The organism is uncultured Pedobacter sp., from assembly GCF_913776295.1.
GTDB lineage: Bacteria > Bacteroidota > Bacteroidia > Sphingobacteriales > Sphingobacteriaceae > Pedobacter.
In genome coordinates this window covers 31656-57857 of sequence record NZ_CAJYOJ010000077.1, presented here as the reverse complement: position 1 = coordinate 57857, position 26202 = coordinate 31656, and the positions used below count along the sequence as shown (strand labels likewise).

The following is a 26202-nucleotide window of genomic DNA, read 5'->3' as shown; positions in this document are numbered from 1 at the left end:
CGGTAGTTTCTGCCGGGATTTTTAATAATATTACAATATGAAAATACCGAGCCTTTTAATTGCCTTTACCTGCTGCATTAATGTTGCTTTTGCGCAAAGAAATGATATCCTCCAAGCGTCAGCGAAGTACGAATGGCCTAAAGATGAAGCAGTAAAAAAGAAATTAGATCAATGGCAAGACCAAAAGTTTGGCATGATCATTCATTGGGGCATATATGCGGTTCCCGGAATTATTGAGTCCTGGTCCATCTGTTCGGAAGACTGGATTGAGCGAGATAGCACGATGAAGTATGATGATTACAAGAAATGGTATTGGGGGTTAAGTGAAAAATTTAATCCAACACAATTTAATCCAGAGCAATGGGCAAAGGCTGGTAAAGACGCCGGAATGAAATATCTGGTTTTTACCACCAAACATCACGACGGTTTTGCCATGTTTGATACCAAAGAAAGCGATTACAGCATTGCAAAAGGTCCGTTTGCTAATAATCCTAAAAAAGATGTTGCCAAATACGTATTCGATGCTTTCCGGAAACAGAACTTTATGATTGGCGCTTATTTTTCAAAGCCCGACTGGCATTCGCAATACTATTGGTGGGATAAATATGCTACGGCAAATAGAAACAACAATTACGATATCAGGAAGAATCCATGGCGCTGGAACAAGTTTAAAAGCTTTACCCAAAACCAGATTGGTGAGTTGATGAATAATTATGGAAGTATTGATATTTTGTGGCTTGATGGGGGTTGGGTGAGACCGTTGTCTTCAGTAAATGAAGAGGTACTTTCATGGGGTGCACCGATTCCGGAGTGGAGCCAGGATATTGACATGCCTAAAATTGCCGCTATGGCCAGGAAAGCGCAGCCGGGTTTAATTATGGTAGACCGTACCGTACATGGTCAGTTCGAAAATTATCAAACCCCTGAACAGAAAATCCCGGAAAAACAATTGGATTATCCCTGGGAGAGCTGTATGACCTTGGGTGGAGCATGGGGTTTTGTACCGAATGATCAGTATAAATCAGCAAGAGAAGTGGTTCACAAACTGGTAGAAATAGTGGCTAAAGGCGGAAGTTTGTTATTGGGGGTTGGTCCAAAAGCAAGTGGAACGCTGCCTGACGATGTAATTATAAGATTAGCAGAAATTGGGCAGTGGACTACAAAAAATGGTGCTGCCATTTATGGCACAAGGATCACCAAAAATTATCACGATGGGCAAAACTGGTTTACCCAAAGTAAAGATGGTAAAACCATTTATGGGATCAGCCTGCTAGATGATAATGCGCCTCAAGAAATTTCCTGGCAGGGTAGTATCCCCAAAAAAGGGACATCAATTACGCTGTTAAGTAATAAGCAAAAACTGAAATGGAAGTTGATCGGCGGCAAAGTACATCTCGATCTTCCAAAAACGGCGGAAAAAATTGCCCTGGCATTCTCTTTTACGCCTGAAATCAATTTGTAATATCAAGGCTTAGAACATGCCTGCGTTTTTTACAACAGTTTTTTACCGAGGCAAAAAAAGGCCTCTTTACCCTAAAAAATCCGAAACTAAGTATCACTTTAAGGGAAAAAAACTGATTTTGTGAATGACCCCGAATAAAAATTTTGGCGGTTGTTTCTGATTCCATTCCTGTCCGTAGAGTTAAGCATAGCATCTCTACGGACATTGAATAAGATTGAGTTTTTAACTCAGTAATTACTAGGTTACTGCATCTGATATTTTTCAATCCGCGCAGCAGATCTGATTGCTGTTTACTCTCTACCTGCTTCTGTATAGTCGGTGTTAAAAAATAGTACCTCACGACACCCAATTTTGCAAACTTAGCGCTTTATCCTCCGCGCCGTTTGCGGTTAAATGAAGCTAATATAATTCTTCTATACCCAATTTACTAGCAAGCTCATTCAAGTCTTTTACCACCACGTCAATGATCGGAATACCGCTGATTTTCCTTTCCTGCTCAAATACATATTCAGGCTCACCGGGAATAATCACTTTTTGATCAGGATCGATTGTCTTGGCGCTTTTAAAGCGTTCTACCCAATTATCTAAATGATTTTTAAAGTCTGCAGCCGGCCTGAAACCATCTACGCGCATAGCGCCTAAAAAGTGGCCAAGTCCTTCGCCAACTGGGTGAGCAGAGGGTTCTAAAAATGCTACAAAAGGAGGTACCCATGGGCCATAATTGGCACCAGACAATACCGCCGATAAAATATCCACTGTTGCACTCAATCCATAACCTTTATGGCTACCATGGTCTTTATCACTTCCTAAAGGAAGAAGGGAACCACCGTTTTTTAATTCGTTAGGGTCAGTAGAATTTTCTCCACTTTTATCCTGGACCCAACCATCGGGAATGCTTTTGTTAGCCCGTTGGGCGATTTCCAGTTTACCGTTGGCAGCCGCTGCAGTAGCCATATCTACAATTACTGGTGGGTATTTGTCCGCAGGGAAAGCATAACACATAGGGTTGGTACCCAATAAACGTTCGTTGGCATAAGTAGGTGCTACCAAAGGGCTTGCATTGGTCATACTGATGCCAATCATATCTTTTTCTACGGCCATTAGCGCATGGTAACCTGCTATACCAAAATGATTGGAATTTTTAACTGATACCCAGCCACTGCCATATTTTTCTGCTTTTTCGATAGCAACCTGCATCGCGAAAGGGGCTACAACCAAACCCAATCCTGAATCGCCATCAATTGTTGCTGTAGTAGGGGTTTCGTGAACAATTTTAATGTTTGGAGTGGCATTGATCCTTTTCTTTTCCCAAAGGCGTACATAGCCACTTAAGCGCGCAACGCCATGTGAGTCGATTCCACGTAAATCTGACCGGATCAGCACATCGGTTGCTAAATCCGCATGTTCATCAGAACAACCTATTTTTTTAAAAATGTTGTAGGTAAAGGTTCTAAGATTGCTTTCGGTAAAGGTGATGAAGTTCATTTTGGGTATTAAGTATCGGGTATTAAGATTGACTGCGGACTTCGGAATCCCGACTCCGGACTATTATCACGGCAATAAAACCGTAAAGTCACCACCAAGTGGTTCAAAATTTTCAATGCACGATGAAAGGAAATCTTCACCATAATTTACATACATAGGTGCTATATTCAAGATTCTTTCCTGCAAGGTGCCATTTGGAAATAGTCTTTTCTTTACGTTCTCAATCTGCTGCAATGCTGTTTCGTGTTTTCTTTTTTCAGCCCTGAAGAGTTTCTTCTCCAGGTTTGCCAACAACCGGCTGGCTCTTTGCTTTGCGGTATCGGCAGAAACAGAAAGCGTTTTATCTATTTTATAGGCATTTAACTTAATCTGGTCAAAAATGCTGTTAATGGCCCGGGTTTCATCAGCTAAGCTGAGCTCTGCCGATGTATTCCGTTTAACCCAGATGTTTTTCAGTTCTTCTGCTGGAAGGAAAATATCTTCTAAAGAAAAGCCTAGTCTGTACAGGTTTTCCGCGCTGCGTTTATCTATCACTAAAGCTGAGTTGCGTAGCAGTAATACCGGAAAATCTACCTTGTAGTAATCGAAATTTGCTTTCAGCTGCATCCAGTAGGCTACTTCAGCACCACCGCCAATATAGGCAATGTTGGGCAAAACTACTTCCTGGTACATGGGGCGCATCACCACGTTGGGGCTAAACCGCTCAGGGTGACATTCAATTTCGGCTTTTAATTCGGCTTCTGTAAAACTGATATCCGTATGATTGACAACATATCTGTCGTTTTCAAAAATCAAACGTTCGCGCAGGTTATCAAGCAGGTAAAAGAAATTAATATCACGACCGTTTACCTGTGTTTTATAGCCCAGATCTTCGAGGTTTTTAGAGCTGCTTTCAATATTGTTCGCACTGTTATGCTGAATAATATCTTCCGTAACAATACCTGAAAATTGCTTTTTTAACCGTGCATCATCTGCATTGACGATGACCAAACCATATTTCTCAAATAAGTTATTCACCAAAAACCGGGTGGCATCGGCTAAATTATCATGTTGCAAATAAGCCTGCTCTACCAATTTGGCAATCCGTTTCCCATTTTTAGAGATACCCAGGTAGCCTTTGTATGCCGTTACCGCTGCGGCAACGGTTTTAGTGCTTAATCTACCGGTAGCTCCATTGGTTTGCTGGATCCAGCTGATATTCTTTTCATCAACACTTACATGGTTGATCTCGTCGAAATCGTGATCCTCAGTAGCCATCCAATAAACCGGAACAAAGTTTTTTTCGGGATGAGCCATTTTTAATTCAATGGCCAAATTAATGGTCGTTACAATTTTATAAATAAAATAAAGCGGACCGGTAAATAAATTGAGCTGGTGACCGGTAGTTACCGTGAAAGTATTGTCAAGGGTTAAAAGCTCTATGTTTTTGCTAACCGATTTATTGGGCTGTAAATGCTGGTATTGATCTTGCAGAACCCCTGCCAGGATGGTGCGGTCGCCGGTGAAATTTCTATGCTCAATTGCACTGGCTAAGCCCGCCATATCGGGGCGGTAACTATAAAAAGATTTAAGCTTTTCGTCGTCGTTAATATAATCTAAAACCAGTTTTGAAAATGATCCGGTTTCCTGATAGGAAATATATTTTGCCTGCATGATGTGCGAAAGTAATGCAATTTAAGGATAATTGTAAAGTCGCGCCACTATTTTACAATTGTTAAATAATTAAAGATTGCTTTCAATCGCCCCAACTTTTTCCCGGTATAAGTCTATCGGGCTATCCAATAGTACTGCAATTATTGTCAATTCCGGATCTAGTTTATCTTTAGGTACTGGAATGTAAACAATACCCGGTATTTTGCTCCAATACAGCTTGTTATAAATTTCTTGCGGGAGCATGGTACCTTCGCCCACAATCCTGATCCTGCTGATGTTGTTTTTTAAGCCTTTTATGGCAATGGGACCAGTCGGTGTGCCTTCTACAAATAAATAGAGCGTTTGCTTATCGGCAGAAAGTGCCGTATTGCCCTGGTAATGCCCGCCAGGGATGCCTTTTCCGGTTTTGTAAAGGGCCTCGGCATGTTTGATTACCCAGTTACTCACTTTCTGATCTGCGTTTTTAATGCCCGGGTTGAAATCTAAACCATCCGCAGTTAAACCGGTGTTGTTAAATATATTGATGCCGGCGTTCAGGTTCCGGGCCAGTTTATTCAGGCTTAAGCTGGTTAACTCATTTCCTACGGGTGAAGTATACAGGTTTTCCAGCGAAAGGGGAACTTGTTTTTCATCGGCAAGTTCGATGGGGCCATTTAAGGTGACTTTTACAACCGTCACATCGTTATCGAAATCACTTTCTTTTAAATGAAGTAAATAATCAGTTTCATTTAGTCTGATCGGATATAGCTGCGCCTTGCTGCCAACCATTTCAATTTTCTTGATTTTTGATTTGATACCTGATAACAGAATGCCATTCATTGTCTTATAGTCCAGATACAGGTATAATACATCTTTATTTTTGGATAAAGTCGTTTTTCCTTCAACGTGGCCGACTGGGATTCCAGCCTGTGTATCGTAAATAGCTTCAGCATGTTTTTTTGTCCAGCGACCCAAATCTTTTAAAATTTTGATTTGCTCGGACGCGATCGTTCCATCCGCTTTGGGGCCGATGTCTAGCAACAGATTACCACCCATACTGATGCAATCAACCAGTGTACGGATAATCATATTTGGCGATTTGTAGTGGTTGTCATAAGGCTGGTACCCCCATGAATCGTTCATCGTATAACATAACTCCCACTCTGGTGATGCGGGCTTTAATACCGGTACGCCTTGTTCAGGGGTATCATAATCACCATGACCATTTAAACGCGAATTGACAATAACATTTGGATTCACCTTACGCAGATTTTCCAATATCTGTTTCGCCTGCCATTCTTCGCCGCTATGTTCCCAGTCACCATCAAACCAAATTAAATCCGGGTGGTATTGGTTGGAAAGTTCACTGAGCTGCCCATGAAGGTAATTTTGAAATTTTTTAAAACGGGCAGGGTCCTGTTTGTAATCGTAACGCTTGCGGTCGCGCGTAAAACCATCGTAATCAATATAACTCCAATCGGGTAACGAAAAATATAAACCTGTTTTCAATCCCGATTTTTTAAGATTGGCTACAAATGGCGTTATTAAATCTTTTTTAGCTGCACTATGCTTTACTGTTGTGGTTGCATTAGGCATTTTACTGTCCCAAAGGGCTACGCCATCGTGGTGCTTAGTGGTAATTACCGCATATTTTGCACCGCTTTCCTTAATCAGGTTTACCCATTCCTTTGGATCATATTTTTTAGCTGTAAATCCATCAAGCTGATTCATATAATGATCATGGTTGATATAATTATTGTAAAAAGCCCATGATTCGGATATACCATTTACGGAGTAGATGCCCCAATGAATAAAAATACCCAGTTTGGCATCGGCAAACCACTGCATTTTTGGATTTGAAGCTGTTTGTTGGGCAGATAAATCTAGCCCTGTAGCTAAAAGGAAAAAAGTAATGACCAGCCTAAAATAATGCATCATATTCAGTTAAACAGATAAGATGTTAAATATATCTATTTTTTACAGTCTATTGAATCCGCTGAATATAAATTGTAACTATTTGGGGTACAATGTTGTTAAGCAGTTTGCTAGAGTTGACATCTACTCTGTTTGGCGGTATTGACAGGGTACAAAAAAGCCGTTCTGAATAATCAGAACGGCTATAATGTATTTGGTTTAGTAATTTACCATTTTTTACGGCGCTCATCGCTTCCGCCTTCTCTGCGTCCGCTACCACCTTTATCTTCACGGCTACGACCAGAAAAATCTCTGAAACCGCCACCGCTGTTTCCGCCTTCACGTCTTCCTCCACCTGATCTTCTGTCGCCACCACGGTAACCGCCGCCACCGCCGCCTCTACGTTCACCGCCGAAACCGCCGCCACGTCTTTCGCCGCCGCCGCGTCTTTCACCGCCGCCATCACCACTTCTTTCAATACGTACCTGGCGGCCGTTAAATTCAACTGATTTAAAGCCTTCAAACACTTTGTCTGCCACCGCATCTTCTACTTCAAAGAAAGAGAAAACACCTTTTAAATCGATCTTACCAACGCTTTTGCCACCAATTTTACCGTTATTGCAGATAAAAGATAACATATCACCGCGGGTAAACTCATCTACAGAACCTAAGTTGATGAACAAACGGGTGTAGCCTTCGCTACCACGTCCGCGTCTTTCGCTACGTTCACCTCTTTCGCCACGCTCATCACCAACAGCTGCATTTAAATCAGGCGCTTTAGAATAGTATTGCAAGAAACGGTTAAATTCTAATGAAGCAAAACGTTTAATCACATCCTCTTTAGACAAATCTTTAAATTCATCCATAATACGAGGAATGTATTGGTCGATTTGTTCTTCGTTAACCTCTACATTGTGTACTTTATGTACTAATGAAAATAGTTGTTTTTCGCAAACATCAAATCCGGTAGGTAATTCAGCTTTAGTAAATTGTTTACCAATAATGCGCTCCAACTGGCGGATTTTTCCTAATTCCTTAGAGTTGATGATACAGATGGAGATTCCGGTTTTACCTGCACGGCCAGTACGGCCAGAGCGGTGGGTATAACTTTCAATCTCATCAGGTAAAGAATAATTGATTACGTGTGTTACATTGTTTACATCAATACCGCGTGCAGCAACATCAGTAGCAATTAACAATTGCATATTACGTTCACGGAAACGCTGCATTACCTTGTCGCGTTGTTGTTGCGATAAATCACCGTGTAAGGCATCTGCATTGTAACCATCTTTAATTAAATGCTCGGCAATATCCTGGGTATCTAATTTGGTTTTGCAGAAGACAACACCAAAAATATCAGGGTTAAAATCTACAATACGTTTCAAGGCAGCGTATTTATCACGTGCACGAACAATGTAATATTCGTGTTCGATATTAACGTTACCGGTATTTTTTGTGCCCATGGTTAATTCTACAGGGTTATCCATATAGTTTTTAGCTATACGGCGAACTTCTGATGGCATGGTAGCCGAAAATAACCAGGTTTTTTTGTCATCAGGAGTGGTTGATAAAATATCGTTGATGTCGTCCTGGAAACCCATGTTCAACATCTCGTCAGCTTCATCAAGCACCACATATTTAACATTTGAAAAATCAATGGCTTTACGGCCAATGATATCCAACATACGGCCGGGCGTGGCCACTACGATCTGAATTCCCTGACGGATTTCGCGTAGTTGTTGCATAATGTTCGCGCCACCGTAAACAGCAACAACGTGGGCATTAGCAATGTTTTTAGAAAAGTTTTTAAGGTCGTTAGCGATCTGTAAGCATAACTCACGGGTAGGGCATAAAATCAATGCCTGTGGTTTGTTAACTTTAAAATCGATTAGTTCTAACAGCGGCAAACCAAATGCGGCTGTTTTTCCTGTTCCTGTTTGGGCCAAACCAACAAAATCATTAGTGCCTTCTAACAGTACAGGAATACTTTGCTCCTGAATCGGCGTTGGATTTTCGAATCCAAGGTCCTTTACGGCATTAACGACGTCATCACTTATCCCCAATAATTGAAATGGGTTTGTCATTCGTCTATTTATTTTTTAATTGAGCCGCAAAGGTACAGTTAATATTTTGTATTTCCCAGAGAATCAAGTAAATAGTTTTTGGGCTAAATGTTTGAAAATAAGGATGAAATAGAAGAGGATAAACGAAAGAAGAAAATGGATGGTCTTACAGGGGACAAATTACCTCCTGAAATTCTTTAAACAAATTACAACCTTAAAAAACCTGTCGATCTGGATTGCATCATTCGAAAGGGGGATGAAGAACTGATCAATTTTAAGTTTGGTTTATCCAGCGCTCAAAATTTTTTCTATCGCTTTGCCTTTGGCCAGTTCGTCAACCAGTTTATCTAAATAGCGTACTTGTCTCGTCAATGGATATTCGATTTCCTCAATCCGGTAACCACAAATCACACCTGTTATCAAATGCGCTTTAGGATTGATATTGGCTTGCTCAAAAAAATCTTTAAAGGTTGTTTTCTTTTGGATGTATTTTTGAAGTTGTTCTTCATCATAACCTGTTAACCAGTTGATCACCTGGTGCAGCTCGTCAACAGTTCTTCCTTTTTTCTCAACTTTTGTAACATAATGGGGGTAAACAGATGAAAAAGTCATTTTAGCTATTTTTTCATTATGTTCTGGCGTTACATTCATCATATAGTTTAAATTAAACGATTAAACAAGCCCTGAAAGCCCTCGCCGCATAATAAGATTCTGCTCCGTTATGATAAGTGAAAACTTTTCCATAGCGGTAGTCGCAAAACAACGCACCGCCCAGCTTTCTAATATCTGCAGGCGTTTTGATCCAGCTTGAGCTTTTACTGTCAAATTTGCCAAATTGCTGCAAATAGTGGTATTGGGGTTCAGTTAAAAGTTCAACGCCCCACTCATTTGCCAAATTAACTGCGCTATCTTTTGGCTTATGTTCTTTTCTTGAGGCCAGTGCTTCCGCATCATAACACAAACTTCTACGTCCTTTCGGACTTTCGGCAGCACAATCGAAAAAAAGGTAGGTGCCTGTTTTCTCCTCAAAAGCAACTACATCCGGTTCACCACCGGTTTCTTCCATTTGATGTAGTGCCCAGAGTTTCTGCGGATCGGCTTCTAATTTATTAAGCACATTTTGCCATTCCAGGCCCTCATGCCGGTTTCTGTTTTCTTCAAAACGGCTTTTTAGTATGTTTAGCAAGTGTTGAGTTTGATCTGTAGATAACATTTGATTCATCATTCAATTGATTAACTATCTCAACCTTTCGGCAGAACGGATCAGCCTTTCATCTTTATTGATGCCGAAGATCCCTAATACAATAAACAGGATAGCTACAGCTGGCAAATAAGCACCAATGCCAAAGCTGGCGCCTTCTATTCCCCCAGGAAGTTCTTTTGCATAGATGCTGCACCAGAAAGCGAAACCAACAATTAATATAATCGAAACAATGGCAAAGCGTTTTTGGAAACTTCTTTTTTTGTAATTAAAAATATTGATGAAACAGATAATTGCTATTGCAATATTGGCGATCAATAATGGTAACGATACCTCAACATTTAATACCTTTCCTGTTTTCCCTTCCAGATAATGATGTAGTCCGTTTGTAAAAATCTTGGCTTCAGAGCCATCAACCGTTTTTGTTGCAATGGGTAAAAACAGCATTAAAACCAAGGTCAAAGCCGCTAAAAAAAACCAGATAGATTGTATTCTTTGTATCATGGACGTAAAAATATAGAAACAAAGCTAATTTTTTTAAGAAAAGAAAAAAAGATTGAAGTTGGTGCATAGGGGGAATAAATCGGAAAAGAAGCGTTAATGGCGATTGGCTTTAAAAAATTTATGCCAAACGCCCAACTCCAAACGCTTTGCTCAACACTTTGCCCTTTGACTCTTAAACTGTACTTTTGCATCGTTTTGATTAAAAAAAGGTATTTTATCCAATTGGCATATGATGGCAGCTTGTACCATGGCTGGCAAACCCAACCTAACGCAATCACCGTGCAGGAATTGTTGGATAAGGCAATGTCTGTTTTTTTTCGGCAGCCTATTGAAACATTGGGCTGTGGGAGAACCGATGCTGGGGTGCATGCCAAAGATTTTTATGCCCATTTTGATGTGGAGGATGTAGAGGAAATTAAAGTGCTAAATTCCATTACAGGCCTCAACGCGATGTTGCCCTATCAAATAGCAGCAAAACGCATAATACCTGTACACGCTGATGCCCATGCCCGCTTTGATGCCACGGCACGTGCTTACCAGTATCATATCCATTTCGAAAAAGATCCTTTCAAACTTAACCGGTCGTGGTTGGTTAAAGACCGGCTTGATGTTGAGGCCATGAATGAGGCCGCGGCTGTTTTGTTAAATTATACCGATTTCTCCTGTTTCAGCAAATCCAATACCCAAACTTTTACCAATAATTGTAAGATCACTAAAGCGGTGTTTGAACAACAGGAAGGTGGACTGGTTTTTACCATCCAGGCTGATCGTTTTTTGCGGAACATGGTTAGGGCCATTATGGGTACTTTGGTGTCGGTTGGTAAAAAAGAAATAAATTTAGCGGCTTTTAAAGCGATTATAGAAAGTAAAAACCGAAGCAAAGCTGGACAATCGGTACCTGCCTGTGGTTTGTATTTAGTCAAGATAGACTATCCGTATTTAAGGTAGAAAGCCGAAGGTTTAAGGCGGAAGGTGCAGCGACCGTTAAAAAAAAACAAAATTGTGATAAAAGATAGTATAATGTAAAATTGTTAAGAAGGTGTCAGGCTTTTCACCCTAAGCCTTACACCCTAAACCCTAAACATGGCAGTGACAGGCGAAGTATATAATACCGGATTACTGAAACGTATTTTTCAATACGTAAAGCCTTACCGTGCTGTTTTTGTGTGGTCGGTAATTTTAACCATTTTGTTGGCGGCCATTTCTCCAGTACGTCCGTTTTTGATCAGGTATACACTCGATCATTATATTTTAAACGGAAATTACTCTGGCCTGGTGAACATGACTATGCTGATGATTTTTATGCTCGTTTTGCAGAGCTTAATCCAATATAATCATACGCTGTTAACTAACACATTAGGCCAGTCGGTTATCCGCGATCTGCGGATCAATGTTTTTAACCACATTACTAAGTTGCGGCTTAAGTTTTTTGATAAAACACCTATTGGGCAATTAATTACCAGAACGGTTTCGGATCTGGAAACTATTGCTGATATCTTTTCAGAAGGTTTAATTTCCATGATTGGCGACAGTTTGCAGGTAGTGGTGATTGTGGGGGTAATGTTATATACCGATTGGGAGTTGAGTTTAGTTGTGCTTTTGCCTATTCCGCTGCTGATTATGGCTACCCGTAAATTTCAAAAAGCCATTAAAGTCGCCTTCCAAGAAATCAGGAATGAGGTTTCAAACCTGAATACTTTTTTGCAGGAACACATTACCGGCGTTTCCATTGTGCAGTATTTTGCAAGAGAGAAACAGGAATACCGAAAGTTTTATGCCATTAACAAACGTTATCGCAATGCCAATATCCGCAGTAACTGGTATTATTCTATATTCTTTCCTGTAGTTGAGCTGATTTCGGCCATGTCTTTAGGCTTATTGGTATGGTATGGTGCCAAAAGCATTCTATCCAAACCCCTTGATGTTACGCCGGGCACGATCACCCAATTTATTATGTACCTGGGCATGGTATTTACGCCTATCCGCCAACTGGCTGATAAATTTAATACCCTGCAAATGGGAATGGTAGGTGCAGAACGTGTTTTTAAAGTTTTAGATACCGATGAAACTACACCTGACCATGGTAAACAAAAACCTGCCAAACTGGAAGGGAATATTAAGTTCGAAAAGGTCTGGTTTGCCTATAATGAGGATAGCTATGTGCTAAAAGACCTTAGTTTTGAGGTAAAAGCTGGCGATACGGTTGCCTTGGTTGGTGCAACTGGTGCAGGCAAATCTTCAACCATTAATATCCTGAACCGTTTTTATGAAGTAAGAAGAGGAGATATCACCGTTGATGGTATTCGTATTGAAGATTTTGAACTCGATTACCTCAGAAGCCACATTGCCACTGTACTCCAGGATGTTTTCTTGTTTTCAGATACCATTTTAAATAACATTACACTTAATAACCCCGAAATTACGATAGATGAAGTGATTAATGCTTCGAAAAAAGTGGGTGCACATGACTTTATTGAACGTTTACCCGGTGGTTATCAGTATAATGTAATGGAAAGAGGTGCTACCCTTTCTGCAGGTCAGGCGCAGCTGATTTCTTTTATCCGTGCCTTGGTCCATAATCCCGCAATTCTGGTTTTAGATGAGGCCACCTCATCCGTAGATACCGAAACCGAATTATTGATCCAGAAAGCCATTGATAATTTAATGGATGGCCGTACCTCGATTGTAATTGCCCACCGTTTGTCAACCATTCAAAAGGCTGATCAGATTATCGTACTGGATAAGGGCGAAATCAAAGAAAAAGGCACGCATCAGGAGTTATTAAAATTAAACGGTTATTATAAAAAACTTTACGATCTGCAGTTCTCTTCTAAAGGGATTGCCAAAGTGTAACAATTGCGATCCAATTCTTGAAATTATTTGACCTCGTGCTCATTATCATTATTTTGCGATAGTGAGCTATAATCCGCTAATAAGTCCCTGATATTTCAAGATGTTTGATGAGAAATTTTATATCCACTTTTAGACATTACCTGTTTTTAACATTAATGTTACTGCTTTCAATAGCATTACAGGCACAGGAAGCTAAACTTCCTACCAAATGGACGGTTTCTGCTGCTCAGGCAAAAGTGCCTTTCCCGGATTATCCACGGCCACAGCTCCAGCGCAAAGATTGGCTCAACCTAAACGGCAGTTGGGAATATATAGGCGGAAAGAATGCCCCGTCGGCCCTCGCGCCCAGGCAGGCAATAAAATTTCCTGACAGGGCTGAAAAAATCCTGGTGCCTTATTGTCCTGAATCGTTTCTTTCAGGAATTGAGCGTAAGCAGGAAATCAATATGTGGTATAAACGGGATTTTGAGATCCCTGCTGATTGGAACGCGAAAAAAATAATTGTACATTTTGATGGGGTGGATCACGATGCCACAATATTTGTCAACGGAAAACTTGCCGGCCGCCATTCAGGTGCTTATGATGCCTTTGGCTTTGATATTACCACGCTTTTAAAAACGGGTTCCAATACCTTGATTGTAGCAGCCTATGATCCCAATGATGGAAAAGCACCTTCAGGGAAAAACGGTCCGCGAGGAGATTATACCTTCAGTTCAGGGATATGGCAGAGTGTATGGCTGGAGCCGGTTGCCAATACTTATATCGAACAGATACGCATCACACCCGATGTAGAAAATAAGCGGCTTATTCTTTCGGCCAAAGCAGCTGGTGGCCAGATCGAGGCTACTGCATATGAGGGAAACAAGGCTGTTTCGCTGATAAAGGGGGCAGCGGGTAGTCAATTAATGCTCCCGATAAATCAACCGAGGTTGTGGTCGCCAAATGATCCTTTTTTATACGACTTAAAAATCGTTCTTAAAGACAAAAACGGGAAGGTAACCGACGAGATCAGGAGTTACTTTGGGATGCGTGATATCAGGCTGGGTAAAGTAAATGGTGTGGTAAGACCGCTGCTGAATGGAAAATTCGAAATGCAGGTCGGCTTACTGGATCAGGGGTACTGGCCAGACGGGATTTTAACCGCACCAACTGAAGAGGCGCTAAAATCCGATCTTGAGTTTACCAAGAATGCAGGTTTTAACCTTATCAGAAAGCACATGAAAACCGAACCAAAAAGGTTCTACTATTTAGCCGATAAAATGGGGATATTGGTTTGGCAGGATATGCCCGCCATGTGGTACCAAAATGAGGATACATTGAAAAACCGAAGCGTTTTTAGAAAAGAGCTTAAAGCGGTAATGGATGACCTCTACAACTCACCATCAATTATCAGTTGGGTGCCCTTCAACGAAAACTGGGGTGCATTTGATATTAAGGAAATTACCGCCTGGGTAAAAAAATACGATCCATCCAGATTGGTTAATGGCAATTCCGGGTTTAACAATAATCCCGGTTATCAGAAAGCCCTGGGCGACCCTGGAAATGGTGATTTTGTAGACACGCATATTTACATTGGTCCGAACGGGGCATCGCAACCAGACGAAAAGCGAGCCGCCTCATTGGGCGAATACGGCGGTATCGGTCTCTTTGTCAGGCGGCATATGTGGCCTGTTGAAAATAATGCATACGGATACGAACCAACTATTAATGCACTTACTGACCGTTACGTACTGCTGATGCAGCAGGTGGAGCAGTTGATGCTTTATAAAGGTCTGAGTACAGCGGTTTACACCCAAACCACCGACGTTGAACATGAAATAAACGGTTTACTGACCTATGATCGCGAAGTGGAAAAAATGGATATCAAACGTGTAAAAGAAATTAATCAGGCTGTTATCGAATCGGGCAGAACCCTTCGTACAGCTACAAAAAAATGATAATTTAAAAATACTGTTTTTAAGTGCACCGTGTTTTGTCAATTGTTGTCTGCAGGCATTTACATAATTCCTTAAAAATGACTATGTTTGGTTTCGCAACCCAAATAATCATTTGAATATCGAGAGAAATCGTGCGCATGATGATTCCCTTTTTGACTTATTGAAGCAAGGAGATGAGGTCGCTTTTAGCAAAATTTACAATCTTTATTGGGCTGAGCTCTATAATGCAGCCTACAAACGCCTGCCTGAAAGAGAAAAGTGCCAGGATATCATTCAGAATATTTTTACTGACCTGTGGAACAGAAAAGCTGAACTCGATTTGGAAAATCCGGTAGCTTATTTGCATACCGCAGTCCGTTTCCAGGTTTTAAAACATATTGCCAGGAGTCCAAAAAGCAGTTTTTTCGGGAAATCTTTCGAAAATGAATTAATTTCTCCATTACAGGCAGATGGCATGTTGCTGGAAAGAGAAGTGGCTGCATTACTGGAATTATTTATTAAAGCGCTGCCCGAAAAACGGCGTAATATATTTATAATGCATTATTTCGAAGGTTTGTCTACGGCCAAAATTGCTTTTGAACTCCATGTCTCGCAAAAAACTGTTCAGAATCAGTTAACCACCGCTACGCAAGCCCTGCGTTTGAGGCTCACACAACTTTTTTTGTTGGTTTTGGTTGTTATCTCTTCAGTTTTCTGAAAAGTTTAAGTTCATTTTTTGTTTTCTTCAAAATATTTTAAAATTCTTTTGGGATATTTTTGGCTTTCTGGTACATCTATCTAAAACCAGAAAAAATGAACGCCTTCAAACATCAAAAAGAGCTGCAAAAAATTATCCAGCGTTATGTATCCGGTACAGCTACGGCAGATGAGATTCTTTTTGTAGAAAAATACTATCAATATTTAGACAAAAATCCTGATATGCTTGATCAGCTCCATGCTGATGAAATAGCTAAAATGGCTGAAGTCAATTTCTCAGCGATCAATGCAAAGATTCATATAGATCAAAAACGTAAAACCATTCGGTTATATCGATACGTAGCAGCGGCGGCTATGTTGCTGATTGTTTTAGGAATCACCTTTGCCTTTCTTCATCAAACCGGGTCATCGCTTAAGACTGAGTTAGTATCTCGAAAATCCCTGGATGTTCTGCCAGGTACCAATAAAGCTGTTTTAACCCTCGCTGACGGTTCAAAAATTGTTTTAGATGAACATACTGCAGCCAATATAAGCGATAAAGACGGATTGAAAATCTCGAGAACAAGAGAAGGGCAATTGGTATATACGGTTTTGGATGAAAGCAATCTAAAACCGAAATCAGGAATTTCCTATAACACCATTCAAACGCCCAGGGGTGGCCAATACCAGGTCATTTTACCAGATGGTACCAAAGTTTGGTTAAATGCTGCATCTTCTTTAAAGTATCCGGAAGTATTTAACGGTAACGACCGTAGTGTAGAACTTACCGGAGAGGCTTATTTCGAAGTAGCTAAAAACAAAGCACAACCTTTCCATGTCAGAAGTCACCTGCAGGATGTAGAAGTGTTGGGCACGCATTTCAATATCAATAGTTATTCAGACAACAATACCATTAAAACCACTTTGCTAGAAGGACGTGTTCGGATCAGTAATGGTCAATCGGTAAAAATTTTAAAACCGGGCGAGCAAGCTATTGCCGGTGTGTCAGGTTCAGGTATCATCAGGTTAGCCACTGATGTAGATACAGATGACGAGACGGCATGGAAAAACGGCCTTTTCCAGTTTAATAATGCCGACCTGCAAAGCATTCTGAAGCAATTGGAAAGGTGGTACGATGTTCATATCGATTATCATACAGTCCCCAATAAAAAATACAATGGTATGGTTCCACGTAAGGCCAAACTCTCTGAAGTGTTAAAAATGCTCGAAAAGACCGGAAACATTAGGTTCGAGATAACCGAAGGAAAGAAGCTAACCGTATTGTCTGAAAAATAACCGCCTATGTCAGAAGAGATTTATCAATTAACCCACAAATAAACTAATCAATTTAAATTTAAACCAAACTGAATGTATGAACTTCTACACAAAAGGTAATCATCCCAATGTCTTAAAGGCGGTGGGGTTTTTTACAAACTATTTTAACCTGACGGTTATCAGAACCATGAAACTTTTTGTTGTTTTAATAACAGTTTTATGCTTACAGGTTAGTGCATCAGCATTTTCCCAAAACATTAGTATAAATCAAAAAAACGTGCCTTTGGTGCGTGTTTTAAAAGAAATTAAGAAGCAAAGTGGTTATTTTTTTCTGTATGATGCAGATTTGATCGAAAAAAGTGCAAAACCTGTAACCGTTGATGTTAAAAATGCCGAAATCAAAGATGTGCTTGTACAGGTATTAAGATCGCAGCCTTTCAGCTGGGAAATTAAAGAAAATACCATTTTAATTATGCCCCTTGCCAGAAACAATAACACTAAGGCTATTGATGTGAGCGGAAAAATTGTTGATGAACAAGGCAATCCTATGCCAGGCGCTTCTGTAAAGGTTAAGGGACAATTGGCTGCTTCAGTTACCGATAGCGATGGAAATTTTATTATTAGAAACGTAGATGAGAATGCGATACTGGTTATCTCATACGTTGGTTATACAGATAGGGAAGTGGCTGCCAAAAGCCAGTTGGGTACACTTAAACTAAGTTTATCAGCAGGGACTTTGAGCGATGTGGTGATAACGGGTTACACCAGTTATAAAAAATCGCAATCAGCGGCAGCAAGTTCTCTGGTTACTGCCGATAAAATTAATCAGGTTCCTGGTCTAACATTAGATCAGATTTTACAGGGTCGTGTTCCAGGTATGAGTGTGATTTCAACTTCAGGTCAGCCAGGTACAAGTGCATCAGTGGTCATTAGGGGAATTGGTACCATCAATGGAGTTAGAGGTCCGCTTATTATTTTAGACGGCGTTCCGATTGAAGCCGGCTATTTTCAAACCATCAATCCAGATGATATTGAATCGGCAACGGTATTAAAAGATGCATCGGCAACAGCTCTGTATGGATCCAGGGGTGCCAATGGTGTAATTGTATACACTACTAAAAAGGGTAAGGCCGGCCATGTTTCCGTAAGTTATAATTCTCAATATGGTTTTTCAAATTTGAGCAGACCAAATTTTGTGATGATGAACACCAATGAGCGTTTGCAATTTGAAGAGGAAATAGGTTTAACAGGAGTTAATATTGGTCCGGGGTGGACGTATTCTCCGAAAAATCCATCTTACGCGGCAGGTACCGCAAGCTCAAGAGCTCGCGCTGATTTTATTTTGGACAGTTTAAGGCAGATCAATACCGATTGGAGAGATATATTTTTTAGAAGAGGTAAATTTCAGGAACAGCAGGTAAGCATCAGCGGGGGTAATGATAAATTACGTTTCTACAATTCATTAAATTATTACAGCCAGGAAGGAGTTGCCGTAAATACAGGCCTTAACCGTTATGCGCTCAGAAGTAATTTAGATTTCAATGATGATAAATTTAGTGGAAGTGTTAACGTTTCTCTAGGTTATTCTCAATCAACTTTTATTGATGGGGAAGGTGCTACTACGGCCGGCACACCAATGTCTGCAGTGTATTATGCACTTCCTTACGAAAAACCCTATGCCTCTGACGGTACTTTAGTGCATCCAGGCATTAGCTCACAGGCAAAATACAACATTTTAGATCAGCGCGAAGGTACTCTAGCGCTGGAGCGTTTACTGAATTCCAGCAATAAAACTGATCAGTTTAAAGCTATAGTGGGCGGTTCATTTGCTTATCAGATTTTTCCATCACTAAAGGCAACAACCAGGTTTGGCATTGATTATAGAAATTCTTCTGACGAAAACTATGTTAATCCAAATTCTTATTATGGATCAAGATCTGTTGCCAATACATTAGGCGGAAAAGGTCGCTTAGATGAGATTAGCCGAAGAAATTTTGGTATTGTATCTACCAGTGGCCTGACTTTTGCCAAAACATTTGATGGTAAACACGATGTAGAATTTTCTGCATTATACGAATATATTTATAACGATTATAAATCTTTTGGTTACAGGGGATTTGGTATAGATGATCGTTTGCCCGAAACACCTGCCGGTATAACAGTAAGTACTGTTTTTCTGCCTTCACTTTCTGGTGGCAAAACACGGAATGCCATGGCTTCGTTTATGGGCATTGGCCGTTATACGTACGATCGTAAATATACTTTGAATGCAAGTTACCGTTATGATGGTTCTACCACTGTAGTATCAAAAAACAGGTGGCATGGTTTCTATTCGGTAGGAGCCAACTGGAATGCGAAGCAAGAAGAGTTTCTTAAAAGCGTAGCCCTTATTTCAGACTTGAGCTTTAGGGCGAGTTACGGCACTGCAGCAAGCTCGTTCGGTGGTAATTTCGATTACCAGGAAGCTTACGGCAATACGAGCTATGGTGGTAATATCGGAATCCGTGCAACAGCAGCTGGTAATATCGATTACGACTGGGAATATGTAAGTACATTTAATGCCGGTTTCGATCTGGGATTATTTAAACCCAACAGATTGCGTTTAAGTGCCGATTTTTATAATAAAATCACCACCAATATGTTTATCAACCAGCCGCCTTCTGCCGTTGCCGGTTATGCAACCCTGCCGCTAAGTTCAGGTAAAATGAGAAATAGGGGTATCGAGTTTGATATCAGCGGAGATGTAATTAAAACCACAGATTTTACGTGGACTTTGGGCGCCAACGCAGGTTATAATAAAAATATGATCTTACGTGTAAGCGATGTAACTGATAATTTTCCAGATGGAGATTCGAGGATTATCAAAGTGGGATTGCCATATGGAACTTATTTTGCACCAGATTGGGCAGGTGTAAATCCACAAACCGGAGAAGCCCAGTATTACAATCTTGATGGCAGTATTACTACTTTGTACAATGCAAATGCCCAAAGTACCACTAATTCTGGCAGCATGTACCCAACCTTTACCGGTGGTTTCAATACCTCGTTAAGTTATAAAGGTATTACAGCTTCTGCTTTATTCTCTTTTGTAAGCAATGTAATGCGTTGGAACAACGAGGATTTTTATAATGAAAACAGAACTTATCGTACCAGTAACCAATCGGTTAGGATGTTATATAACCGGTGGAAAAACCCGGGAGATACTGGGGATAATGCCATTCTTCAAAGGTTTGATATCCCTAGAAATTTTACTTCTAAAGATATTCAGGATGCTTCATTCCTAAGATTGAGAAACGTAACCATTGGATATACTTTGCCAAAATCCATACTTGAAAAAACCAAGGTCATTAAAGGAGTTAAAGTATTTGTTCAGGGACAGAATCTTTTTACCTGGACCAGCTGGCGGGGCTTAGATCCAGAGAACAATGATGTTTTCGGGCGTTTTCAATATCCTAACACCAGAACATATACTGCAGGAATTAATGTTAACTTTTAATAAACAAGTTATGATTAACAAAATATATACAAAATGCACTGTTTTATTGGCAGTTGTATTATTGGCAACATCTTGTACCAAGCTGGATTTTAAGCCAACCGATTTAATTTTGCCAGAACAGGCATTCAGAAATATTAACGATATTAATTTGGGTGTAATCGGTGCCTATGCGCCAATTGATTATTCTACTTTAAGTTACAGCTCCATTGTTTCGGACGAAGCGATTTATCCTCAGGAAAATACGGTAGGTAATAGCGATGCGTTTCGATGGCTTTATAATGGTTCAAATGGTTCCGTTACCGGGCTTTATTACACAAATTATACTGCCATTGATCGGGTAAACCGCGTTTTAGAAGCCATGGATAAGTTAACTTTTACTGGGGCAGATGCTACTTTGGCCGATCGGTACAAAGGTGAGCTGCTGGCTTTACGTGCATATTTGCATTTCGAATTATTAAGGGCATACGCATCTTCTTATCAAACAGGTGCATTGGGCGTAACCTATATGCAGCGGTCAGCCATCATTTATCCGGCAAGAGAAACTTTTGAGGCAGTAATTGCAAAAGCCAAAGCAGATCTGATTGCAGCTAAATCATTGATTCCATCAAGCTTTACTGATAAAACGAGAATTACCAAAACCGCAGTTTCGGCTATTCAAGCGCGTGTTGCATTGTATGAAAAGAATTGGACAGATGCCATTGCCTACTCAACGGAAGTGATAAATGCGGTTCCATTGGCCACAAAAGCACAATTCCCTGGTATCTGGACGGATGCCAACGATGCTGAAGTGATTTGGAAATTGAAACGGGTAACCGGCGATTCAAGAACCGGGGATTTCTTTTTTAGGCAATCAGGGAGCTATGTTTTATATGCGCCTTCATTTAAATTAATTGCAACATTTGATCAGGCAAATGACATCAGATTTATACCTTATATTAAATTTGACAATTCGCGTACAGGAACAAAATCTAAATATCTGGTTAATAAATATATTGGAGGAACTTCTTCTACCCCTGGTTTGGCAGATGTAAAACAATTTAGAACCGGCGAAATGTATCTGATCAGAGCCGAAGCCAGGGCAGAAACAACAGGAGATGCTGCGGGTGATATTAATACTTTGCGTGCCGCAAGAATTAACAATTATGTTAATGCATCCTTTGCGGATAAAGCGGCATTAATTAGTGCAGTTTATGACGAAAGATACAAAGAGCTGGCATTTGAGGGTCATCGTTTCTTTGATTTAAGGCGTAGAAATATGGTAATTGAAAGAACAGCAGCAGATGTAGCTGGAACACAAAGCGCACTCACATTGTCTCCAACCCAGGCACAATATGCCTTGCCAATCCCTGCGACAGAAATATCGGTAAATAAAAATATTGTTCAAAATCCTAAATATTAGGTTGTTAATGTCGGGGAGATGATTTGCATCTCCCTCAACATTTTTAATTATTACTATGAAACAATCATTACTTGCGCTATTCATGGTTTTTTGCATCTCAACAGTAGGATGTGGTAAATCGGATGGCACATCCGTTACACCAACAAAACCTTCAGGGAAAGAAACACCATCATCCAAAAGACCTGGTTCTATTGGAATTATAGGTGATACGGCTAATGTGGTGAAACCTGTTAACGGCGGTATGGTTTTAATGGGAGGAGGTACTGATGTGGAAGCCGCTTTTAGATGGATGATGGCCAGAAGCGGAGGTGGAGATGTCGTGATTCTGCGTGCAAGCGGAACGGATGCCTACAATGCTTTTGTAAATGCACTGGGCACCGTTAATTCTGTCGAAACCCTCCTGATCAACTCCAGGGAACTGGCCAATGACGATGGTGTTGCCTATATTATCCGCAATGCGGAAATGGTCTTCATTGCCGGCGGCGACCAGTCTGATTACATGAAATACTGGAAAGGCACCAAAACCGAACAGGCCTTAAATTATCTGTTAAACGATAAAAAAGCACCAGTTGGTGGTACCAGCGCAGGTTGTGCCATTTTGGGTGGTTTTTATTACAGCGGCGAAACCGGTGGCTTAACCTCCGCGCAGGCATTGGCAAATCCATACCATACAAATGTTACCTTGTACAATAATGATTTTCTAAAAGCACCCTATCTGCAAAATGTAATTACCGACCAGCATTATCTCACCCGCGATCGCGAAGGAAGATCTTTGGTATTTTTAGGGAGGATCAATAAGGATTTTTCAGTTCAGGCTAAATGTATTGCTGTAGATGAGCGTACTGCTGTTTGCATTGATAAAGACGGAAAAGCACAGGTTCTTGGTGATTATTCAGCCACCAGAGCCTATAGTTATGCTTATTTCATTAATCCTGATGCCACCAAACAACCAGAGCAGTTTGAGGCAAATCAAAAAGTAATTTGGAACAATAACGGAAAAGCGGTTTCTGTTTACGAAATTGCTGCCTCGGTTCACGGTAGCGGTAGTTTTAATGTTGCTACCTTTAAAGCAAGTGAAGCCAGTGGCGGCAAATGGTACTCATGGTGGATAGATAACGGAGTTTTAAATAAAAAAGATCAATAGAATAAAATGAGAGCATTAAAGTTATTAACGGTATTATTATGCACTATTTGGGCATTGAATGTGAATGCACAACAGAAAAAATATGTAATGGTGATTCATGGTGGTGCAGGTACCATTTTGAAGAAAAACATGACACCGGATAAGGAGGCTGCTTATGTAGCCGCTTTAACAAAGGCTTTGCAGGCCGGTTATGCCGAAATTAAAGCGGGTAAATCAAGTCTCGACGCGGTTGAGGCAACCATCCATGTTTTAGAAAACGATCCGCATTTTAATGCAGGTAAGGGCGCTGTTTTTACCCACGATGGCAGAAATGAACTGGATGCCGCCATAATGGACGGAAAAACCCTGATGGCTGGTGCCGTTGCAGGTGTTACCACTGTTAAAAATCCCATTTCAGCTGCAAGAGCAGTCATGGAAAAATCGGAACATGTGATGATGGTGGGGTCGGGAGCCGATCTCTTTGCGAAAGAGGCGGGACTTGAAATCGTAGATCCTAAGTATTTCTGGACAAAGGAACGTTGGGATGGTTTGCAGGAAGCCATTAAAGCAGATTCTACTAAAGCAGTTTTAGATCATGGCAGTAAAAAATCAGGCTTGCTTGGTATCAAAAACCACGATTATAAATTCGGTACTGTGGGCTGTGTAGCTTTGGATCAAGCTGGCAACCTGGCCGCAGGAACATCAACAGGAGGTATGACCAATAAAAAATATGGCAGGGTAGGCGATTCGCCGATTATTGGCGCAGGAACCTACTGTAACAACGAAACTGCGGGCATTTCGTGTACCGGTTGGGGCGAGTTTTATATCCGCAATGTGGTAGCCAAAACCATTTCAGATTTAATGGAATACAAAGGTATTTCGGTAGCGGAAGCGTCGAAAATTGTACTGGATAAGGTTGGTAAAATGGGGGGCGACGGCGGTTTGATCGCTTTAGATAAAAAAGGAAATGTGGCGATGCCATTTAACACCGAAGGCATGTACAGAGGCACCATCACTGCGGATGGGAAAATCGAAGTAAACATTTACAAATAATGAAAAAACTATTTTTGCTGGTATGTCTGGCCAGTTTTTCACTAATGGCGGTTGCGCAAAGAAAGCCTACAGGTAAGCTGTTTATCATAGGTGGCGGCGAACGCTCAGATGCTTTAATGAAAGAAATGTTGAACACCGCTTCACTTAAAGCCAACGATTATATTATTGTACTACCAATGGCCAGCGAAGTGCCGGATGTAGGTTTCGGAACCCTTTCCGCTCAGCTAAAGAAGCTTGACAACCGGGCAATCAGGAATTTTAATTTCAGCAAACATGATGTTAATGATCGAAAATGGACCGATTCCCTGTCAGGTGCAAAACTGATTTACATTTTAGGTGGCGACCAGAACCGTTTTATGAAATCGGTGCTGAACACCCCGGTTTACACTGCTATTCATAAGGCTTATCAAAATGGAGCTACTATTGCCGGAACAAGTGCTGGTGCTGCGGTAATGAGCAAGTATATGATTACCGGAAAACAACTTTTAGATACTGTTTACAAAGAGACGTTTAACAAATTATGGGATAAAAATATCGAATTTGCTGAAGGAATGGGTTTGTTGCAAAATACCATCATTGATCAGCATTTTCTAAAACGTAACCGTTATAACCGATTGATTTCTGCCCTGGCCGCGCACCCCAATCTGGTTTGCATAGGTATTGATGAAAGCACAGCAATCATCGTTCACGGCAATAAAGCCACTGTAGCAGGTGAAAGTCAGGTCGTTCGTATAGCCAATCCAAAGTCACTTACAAAAACGGGTAAGGGTTTGCTAAAATTTAAACAGGCCGATTTTGGAATCTTCACTGCAGGTGATGTGATCAACGTTAAGCCCTAAATAAATACAAAATGGCCGGTCACTACCGGCCATTTTGTATTAAACCGATTATTCTTCAGCTAAGAGCAGTTCCATCATTTTTTCTGCAGCCACCCGGCCTTTCATTTTAAGTGTTGGTCTTGGCGTATCATCGCCTACCTCGTAAGTTAATGCCTCAGCATTCAAAATTCTTCCCATCCAGCTTTTGGATACATTTCCGCCATTTGGTGAAGGTTTGATATTCGGCTTAAAGCCAGGTATAGACTCACTAAAGGCATTCAGCCATTTAAGGGTAAAACCGGGGCGGTTGGTTTGCTGCAAAGGTTGATCTTCATTGGTGTAAAATACGTCGTGATAAGTCGAATGGAAATCGATCCCGAAGTATACTTTTGCCTGCTGCCGATCAACTTTTTTTAAGATATAATTTCTGACACTTCTCGTTTCAGGTTGGATAAAATTTTCCCAATCTCTATTCAAATCAACCCCGGCAACATTATGACGCCAGTTTCCCTCATCAACCCCATCCGGATTAATCATCGGAATAAGTACAACCTCATAAGCTTTGCGAAAGCTCCGGGCGAGAGCAGATGAACCGCTCACAGTTCTGATGAATTCCTGCATAGCCATGTAACCGGTAACCTCAGGAGGATGTTGCCGGCTAAGAATCACAATGAGCTTTTTCCCGTTTCCTTCTGTGATGTTTAAAGCGTTAACAGGTTTTCCCAATATGCTTTTACCAATCTGCATACGCTTGATAAAGGGCAGTTTAGCCAGGCTGTCTTCCCACTGGTATTCATCATGACTAGTCATCAGCTCCTGCGCCGCAATGAGCAAAGAATCGGCACCTGCCTCCAAACCAAAGCTGGCAAGATTTTCATCTTGGCTCACTTCGATAGGCTGCACATCTTTCCACGCGCCATTGTTCAATTGGAGCTTCGGATCATAACGATGTTTGGTGCCGACATAGGTTAATTGCAGGATATAGCGACGTTTATGAGCCGACCATATTTTAAAGGCATACCACGGACTTGGATTAACCGGTGTATTTTCGGGTTCGATCAGGAGTTTAAAAGTGCTGTCGTTTAGCTGCGTAACCTGGTTCAGTCTTGCTCCGGCAAAAGTATTACTAAAGGCAACAGTACCCTGGTTAAAATGAAAAACCTTTCTTTGCTGAAAACGGATCGACGCTTTAGGTGCCTGTTCTTGTAAAGTCGTTCCGGTAGTCTGAATCGATCTCGACTTGCAGGATAACAGTATATTCAGCAAGACAAGCTGAATGATGAACAGTTTGGTTAATTTACTCATTATACAT

General features: G+C 40.8%; 19 protein-coding genes. 11 read left to right on the top strand and 8 right to left on the bottom strand.

Annotated features, from left to right (window positions below; all coding sequences use genetic code 11):
* The first annotated feature begins 37 nt into the window (after positions 1 to 37).
* Positions 38 to 1462, top strand: a complete 1425-nt coding sequence (locus tag QZ738_RS17460) for an alpha-L-fucosidase (RefSeq protein WP_293789014.1) — start codon at positions 38 to 40, stop codon at positions 1460 to 1462.
* A 399-nt stretch (positions 1463 to 1861) separates the two neighbouring features.
* On the opposite strand, the gene QZ738_RS17455 is transcribed toward QZ738_RS17460, so the two are convergent.
* The 7 genes from QZ738_RS17455 to QZ738_RS17425 form a co-directional block, all read right to left on the bottom strand.
* On the bottom strand, positions 1862 to 2947 hold the full coding sequence (locus tag QZ738_RS17455) for an Ldh family oxidoreductase (protein WP_293789013.1): 1086 nt from the start codon (positions 2945 to 2947) through the stop codon (positions 1862 to 1864).
* A 66-nt stretch (positions 2948 to 3013) separates the two neighbouring features.
* A complete protein-coding gene (bshC, locus tag QZ738_RS17450) occupies positions 3014 to 4600 on the bottom strand; it encodes a bacillithiol biosynthesis cysteine-adding enzyme BshC (protein WP_293789012.1) in 1587 nt (528 codons plus the stop codon).
* 69 nt (positions 4601 to 4669) lie between these two features.
* A complete protein-coding gene (locus QZ738_RS17445; RefSeq protein WP_293789011.1) occupies positions 4670 to 6517 on the bottom strand; it encodes an alpha-L-fucosidase in 1848 nt (615 codons plus the stop codon).
* Positions 6518 to 6720: 203 nt separating this feature from the next.
* A complete protein-coding gene (locus tag QZ738_RS17440; RefSeq protein WP_293789010.1) occupies positions 6721 to 8577 on the bottom strand; it encodes a DEAD/DEAH box helicase in 1857 nt (618 codons plus the stop codon).
* Between the two features lie 264 nt (positions 8578 to 8841).
* Complete coding sequence (locus tag QZ738_RS17435) at positions 8842 to 9210, bottom strand: DUF2200 domain-containing protein (protein WP_367268609.1); 369 nt, start codon at positions 9208 to 9210, stop codon at positions 8842 to 8844.
* A gap of 10 nt (positions 9211 to 9220) precedes the next feature.
* Positions 9221 to 9781 carry a DUF4256 domain-containing protein gene (locus QZ738_RS17430; RefSeq protein WP_293789009.1) on the bottom strand — a complete coding sequence of 187 codons (561 nt, stop codon included), beginning with the start codon at positions 9779 to 9781 and terminating at the stop codon, positions 9221 to 9223.
* Positions 9782 to 9793: 12 nt separating this feature from the next.
* The gene (locus QZ738_RS17425; RefSeq protein WP_293789008.1) at positions 9794 to 10261 is read right to left on the bottom strand and encodes a DUF4293 domain-containing protein; all 468 of its coding nucleotides are present in this window, start codon (positions 10259 to 10261) and stop codon (positions 9794 to 9796) included.
* 165 nt (positions 10262 to 10426) lie between these two features.
* Here QZ738_RS17425 and truA point away from each other — a divergent pair, with 165 nt between their 5' ends.
* The 10 genes from truA to QZ738_RS17375 all read left to right on the top strand — a co-directional run bounded on the left by truA (position 10427) and on the right by QZ738_RS17375 (position 24911).
* The gene (gene truA, locus QZ738_RS17420; RefSeq protein WP_293789007.1) at positions 10427 to 11209 is read left to right on the top strand and encodes a tRNA pseudouridine(38-40) synthase TruA; all 783 of its coding nucleotides are present in this window, start codon (positions 10427 to 10429) and stop codon (positions 11207 to 11209) included.
* A 135-nt stretch (positions 11210 to 11344) separates the two neighbouring features.
* Complete coding sequence (locus tag QZ738_RS17415) at positions 11345 to 13114, top strand: ABC transporter ATP-binding protein (RefSeq protein ID WP_293789006.1); 1770 nt, start codon at positions 11345 to 11347, stop codon at positions 13112 to 13114.
* Between the two features lie 155 nt (positions 13115 to 13269).
* On the top strand, positions 13270 to 15051 hold the full coding sequence (locus QZ738_RS17410) for a glycoside hydrolase family 2 protein (protein ID WP_293789005.1): 1782 nt from the start codon (positions 13270 to 13272) through the stop codon (positions 15049 to 15051).
* A gap of 112 nt (positions 15052 to 15163) precedes the next feature.
* Positions 15164 to 15748 carry a sigma-70 family RNA polymerase sigma factor gene (locus QZ738_RS17405; protein WP_293789004.1) on the top strand — a complete coding sequence of 195 codons (585 nt, stop codon included), beginning with the start codon at positions 15164 to 15166 and terminating at the stop codon, positions 15746 to 15748.
* 95 nt (positions 15749 to 15843) lie between these two features.
* Complete coding sequence (locus QZ738_RS17400; protein ID WP_293789003.1) at positions 15844 to 17022, top strand: FecR family protein; 1179 nt, start codon at positions 15844 to 15846, stop codon at positions 17020 to 17022.
* Between the two features lie 76 nt (positions 17023 to 17098).
* Positions 17099 to 20497, top strand: a complete 3399-nt coding sequence (locus tag QZ738_RS17395) for a SusC/RagA family TonB-linked outer membrane protein (protein WP_293789002.1) — start codon at positions 17099 to 17101, stop codon at positions 20495 to 20497.
* Positions 20498 to 20507: 10 nt separating this feature from the next.
* Positions 20508 to 21896, top strand: coding sequence for a RagB/SusD family nutrient uptake outer membrane protein (locus tag QZ738_RS17390; RefSeq protein ID WP_293789001.1), 1389 nt, complete (start codon positions 20508 to 20510; stop codon positions 21894 to 21896).
* A 55-nt stretch (positions 21897 to 21951) separates the two neighbouring features.
* Positions 21952 to 23040: a cyanophycinase gene (locus QZ738_RS17385; RefSeq protein WP_293789000.1), complete on the top strand. Its 1089-nt coding sequence runs from the start codon at positions 21952 to 21954 to the stop codon at positions 23038 to 23040.
* 6 nt (positions 23041 to 23046) lie between these two features.
* Positions 23047 to 24072: an isoaspartyl peptidase/L-asparaginase family protein gene (locus tag QZ738_RS17380; protein WP_293788999.1), complete on the top strand. Its 1026-nt coding sequence runs from the start codon at positions 23047 to 23049 to the stop codon at positions 24070 to 24072.
* The gene (locus tag QZ738_RS17375; protein WP_293788998.1) at positions 24072 to 24911 is read left to right on the top strand and encodes a cyanophycinase; all 840 of its coding nucleotides are present in this window, start codon (positions 24072 to 24074) and stop codon (positions 24909 to 24911) included. The genes QZ738_RS17380 and QZ738_RS17375 overlap by 1 nt, the downstream gene beginning before the upstream one ends.
* Positions 24912 to 24959: 48 nt before the next feature.
* Here the strand turns inward: QZ738_RS17375 and QZ738_RS17370 are convergent, their stop codons facing one another.
* Positions 24960 to 26195: a M14 family metallopeptidase gene (locus tag QZ738_RS17370; RefSeq protein ID WP_293788997.1), complete on the bottom strand. Its 1236-nt coding sequence runs from the start codon at positions 26193 to 26195 to the stop codon at positions 24960 to 24962.
* Positions 26196 to 26202 lie beyond the last annotated feature (7 nt).

Excerpts from the sequence above, each read along its gene's own strand:
- QZ738_RS17460 (WP_293789014.1), top strand. The coding sequence starts at position 38 with ATGAAAATACCGAGCCTTTTAATTGCCTTTACCTGCTGCATTAATGTT.
- QZ738_RS17455 (WP_293789013.1), bottom strand. The coding sequence starts at position 2,947 with ATGAACTTCATCACCTTTACCGAAAGCAATCTTAGAACCTTTACCTAC.
- bshC (WP_293789012.1), bottom strand. The coding sequence starts at position 4,600 with ATGCAGGCAAAATATATTTCCTATCAGGAAACCGGATCATTTTCAAAA.
- QZ738_RS17445 (WP_293789011.1), bottom strand. The coding sequence starts at position 6,517 with ATGATGCATTATTTTAGGCTGGTCATTACTTTTTTCCTTTTAGCTACA.
- QZ738_RS17440 (WP_293789010.1), bottom strand. The coding sequence starts at position 8,577 with ATGACAAACCCATTTCAATTATTGGGGATAAGTGATGACGTCGTTAAT.
- QZ738_RS17435 (WP_367268609.1), bottom strand. The coding sequence starts at position 9,210 with ATGATGAATGTAACGCCAGAACATAATGAAAAAATAGCTAAAATGACT.
- QZ738_RS17430 (WP_293789009.1), bottom strand. The coding sequence starts at position 9,781 with ATGATGAATCAAATGTTATCTACAGATCAAACTCAACACTTGCTAAAC.
- QZ738_RS17425 (WP_293789008.1), bottom strand. The coding sequence starts at position 10,261 with ATGATACAAAGAATACAATCTATCTGGTTTTTTTTAGCGGCTTTGACC.
- QZ738_RS17415 (WP_293789006.1), top strand. The coding sequence starts at position 11,345 with ATGGCAGTGACAGGCGAAGTATATAATACCGGATTACTGAAACGTATT.
- QZ738_RS17410 (WP_293789005.1), top strand. The coding sequence starts at position 13,270 with ATGTTACTGCTTTCAATAGCATTACAGGCACAGGAAGCTAAACTTCCT.
- QZ738_RS17400 (WP_293789003.1), top strand. The coding sequence starts at position 15,844 with ATGAACGCCTTCAAACATCAAAAAGAGCTGCAAAAAATTATCCAGCGT.
- QZ738_RS17395 (WP_293789002.1), top strand. The coding sequence starts at position 17,099 with ATGAACTTCTACACAAAAGGTAATCATCCCAATGTCTTAAAGGCGGTG.
- QZ738_RS17390 (WP_293789001.1), top strand. The coding sequence starts at position 20,508 with ATGATTAACAAAATATATACAAAATGCACTGTTTTATTGGCAGTTGTA.
- QZ738_RS17385 (WP_293789000.1), top strand. The coding sequence starts at position 21,952 with ATGAAACAATCATTACTTGCGCTATTCATGGTTTTTTGCATCTCAACA.
- QZ738_RS17380 (WP_293788999.1), top strand. The coding sequence starts at position 23,047 with ATGAGAGCATTAAAGTTATTAACGGTATTATTATGCACTATTTGGGCA.
- QZ738_RS17375 (WP_293788998.1), top strand. The coding sequence starts at position 24,072 with ATGAAAAAACTATTTTTGCTGGTATGTCTGGCCAGTTTTTCACTAATG.
- QZ738_RS17370 (WP_293788997.1), bottom strand. The coding sequence starts at position 26,195 with ATGAGTAAATTAACCAAACTGTTCATCATTCAGCTTGTCTTGCTGAAT.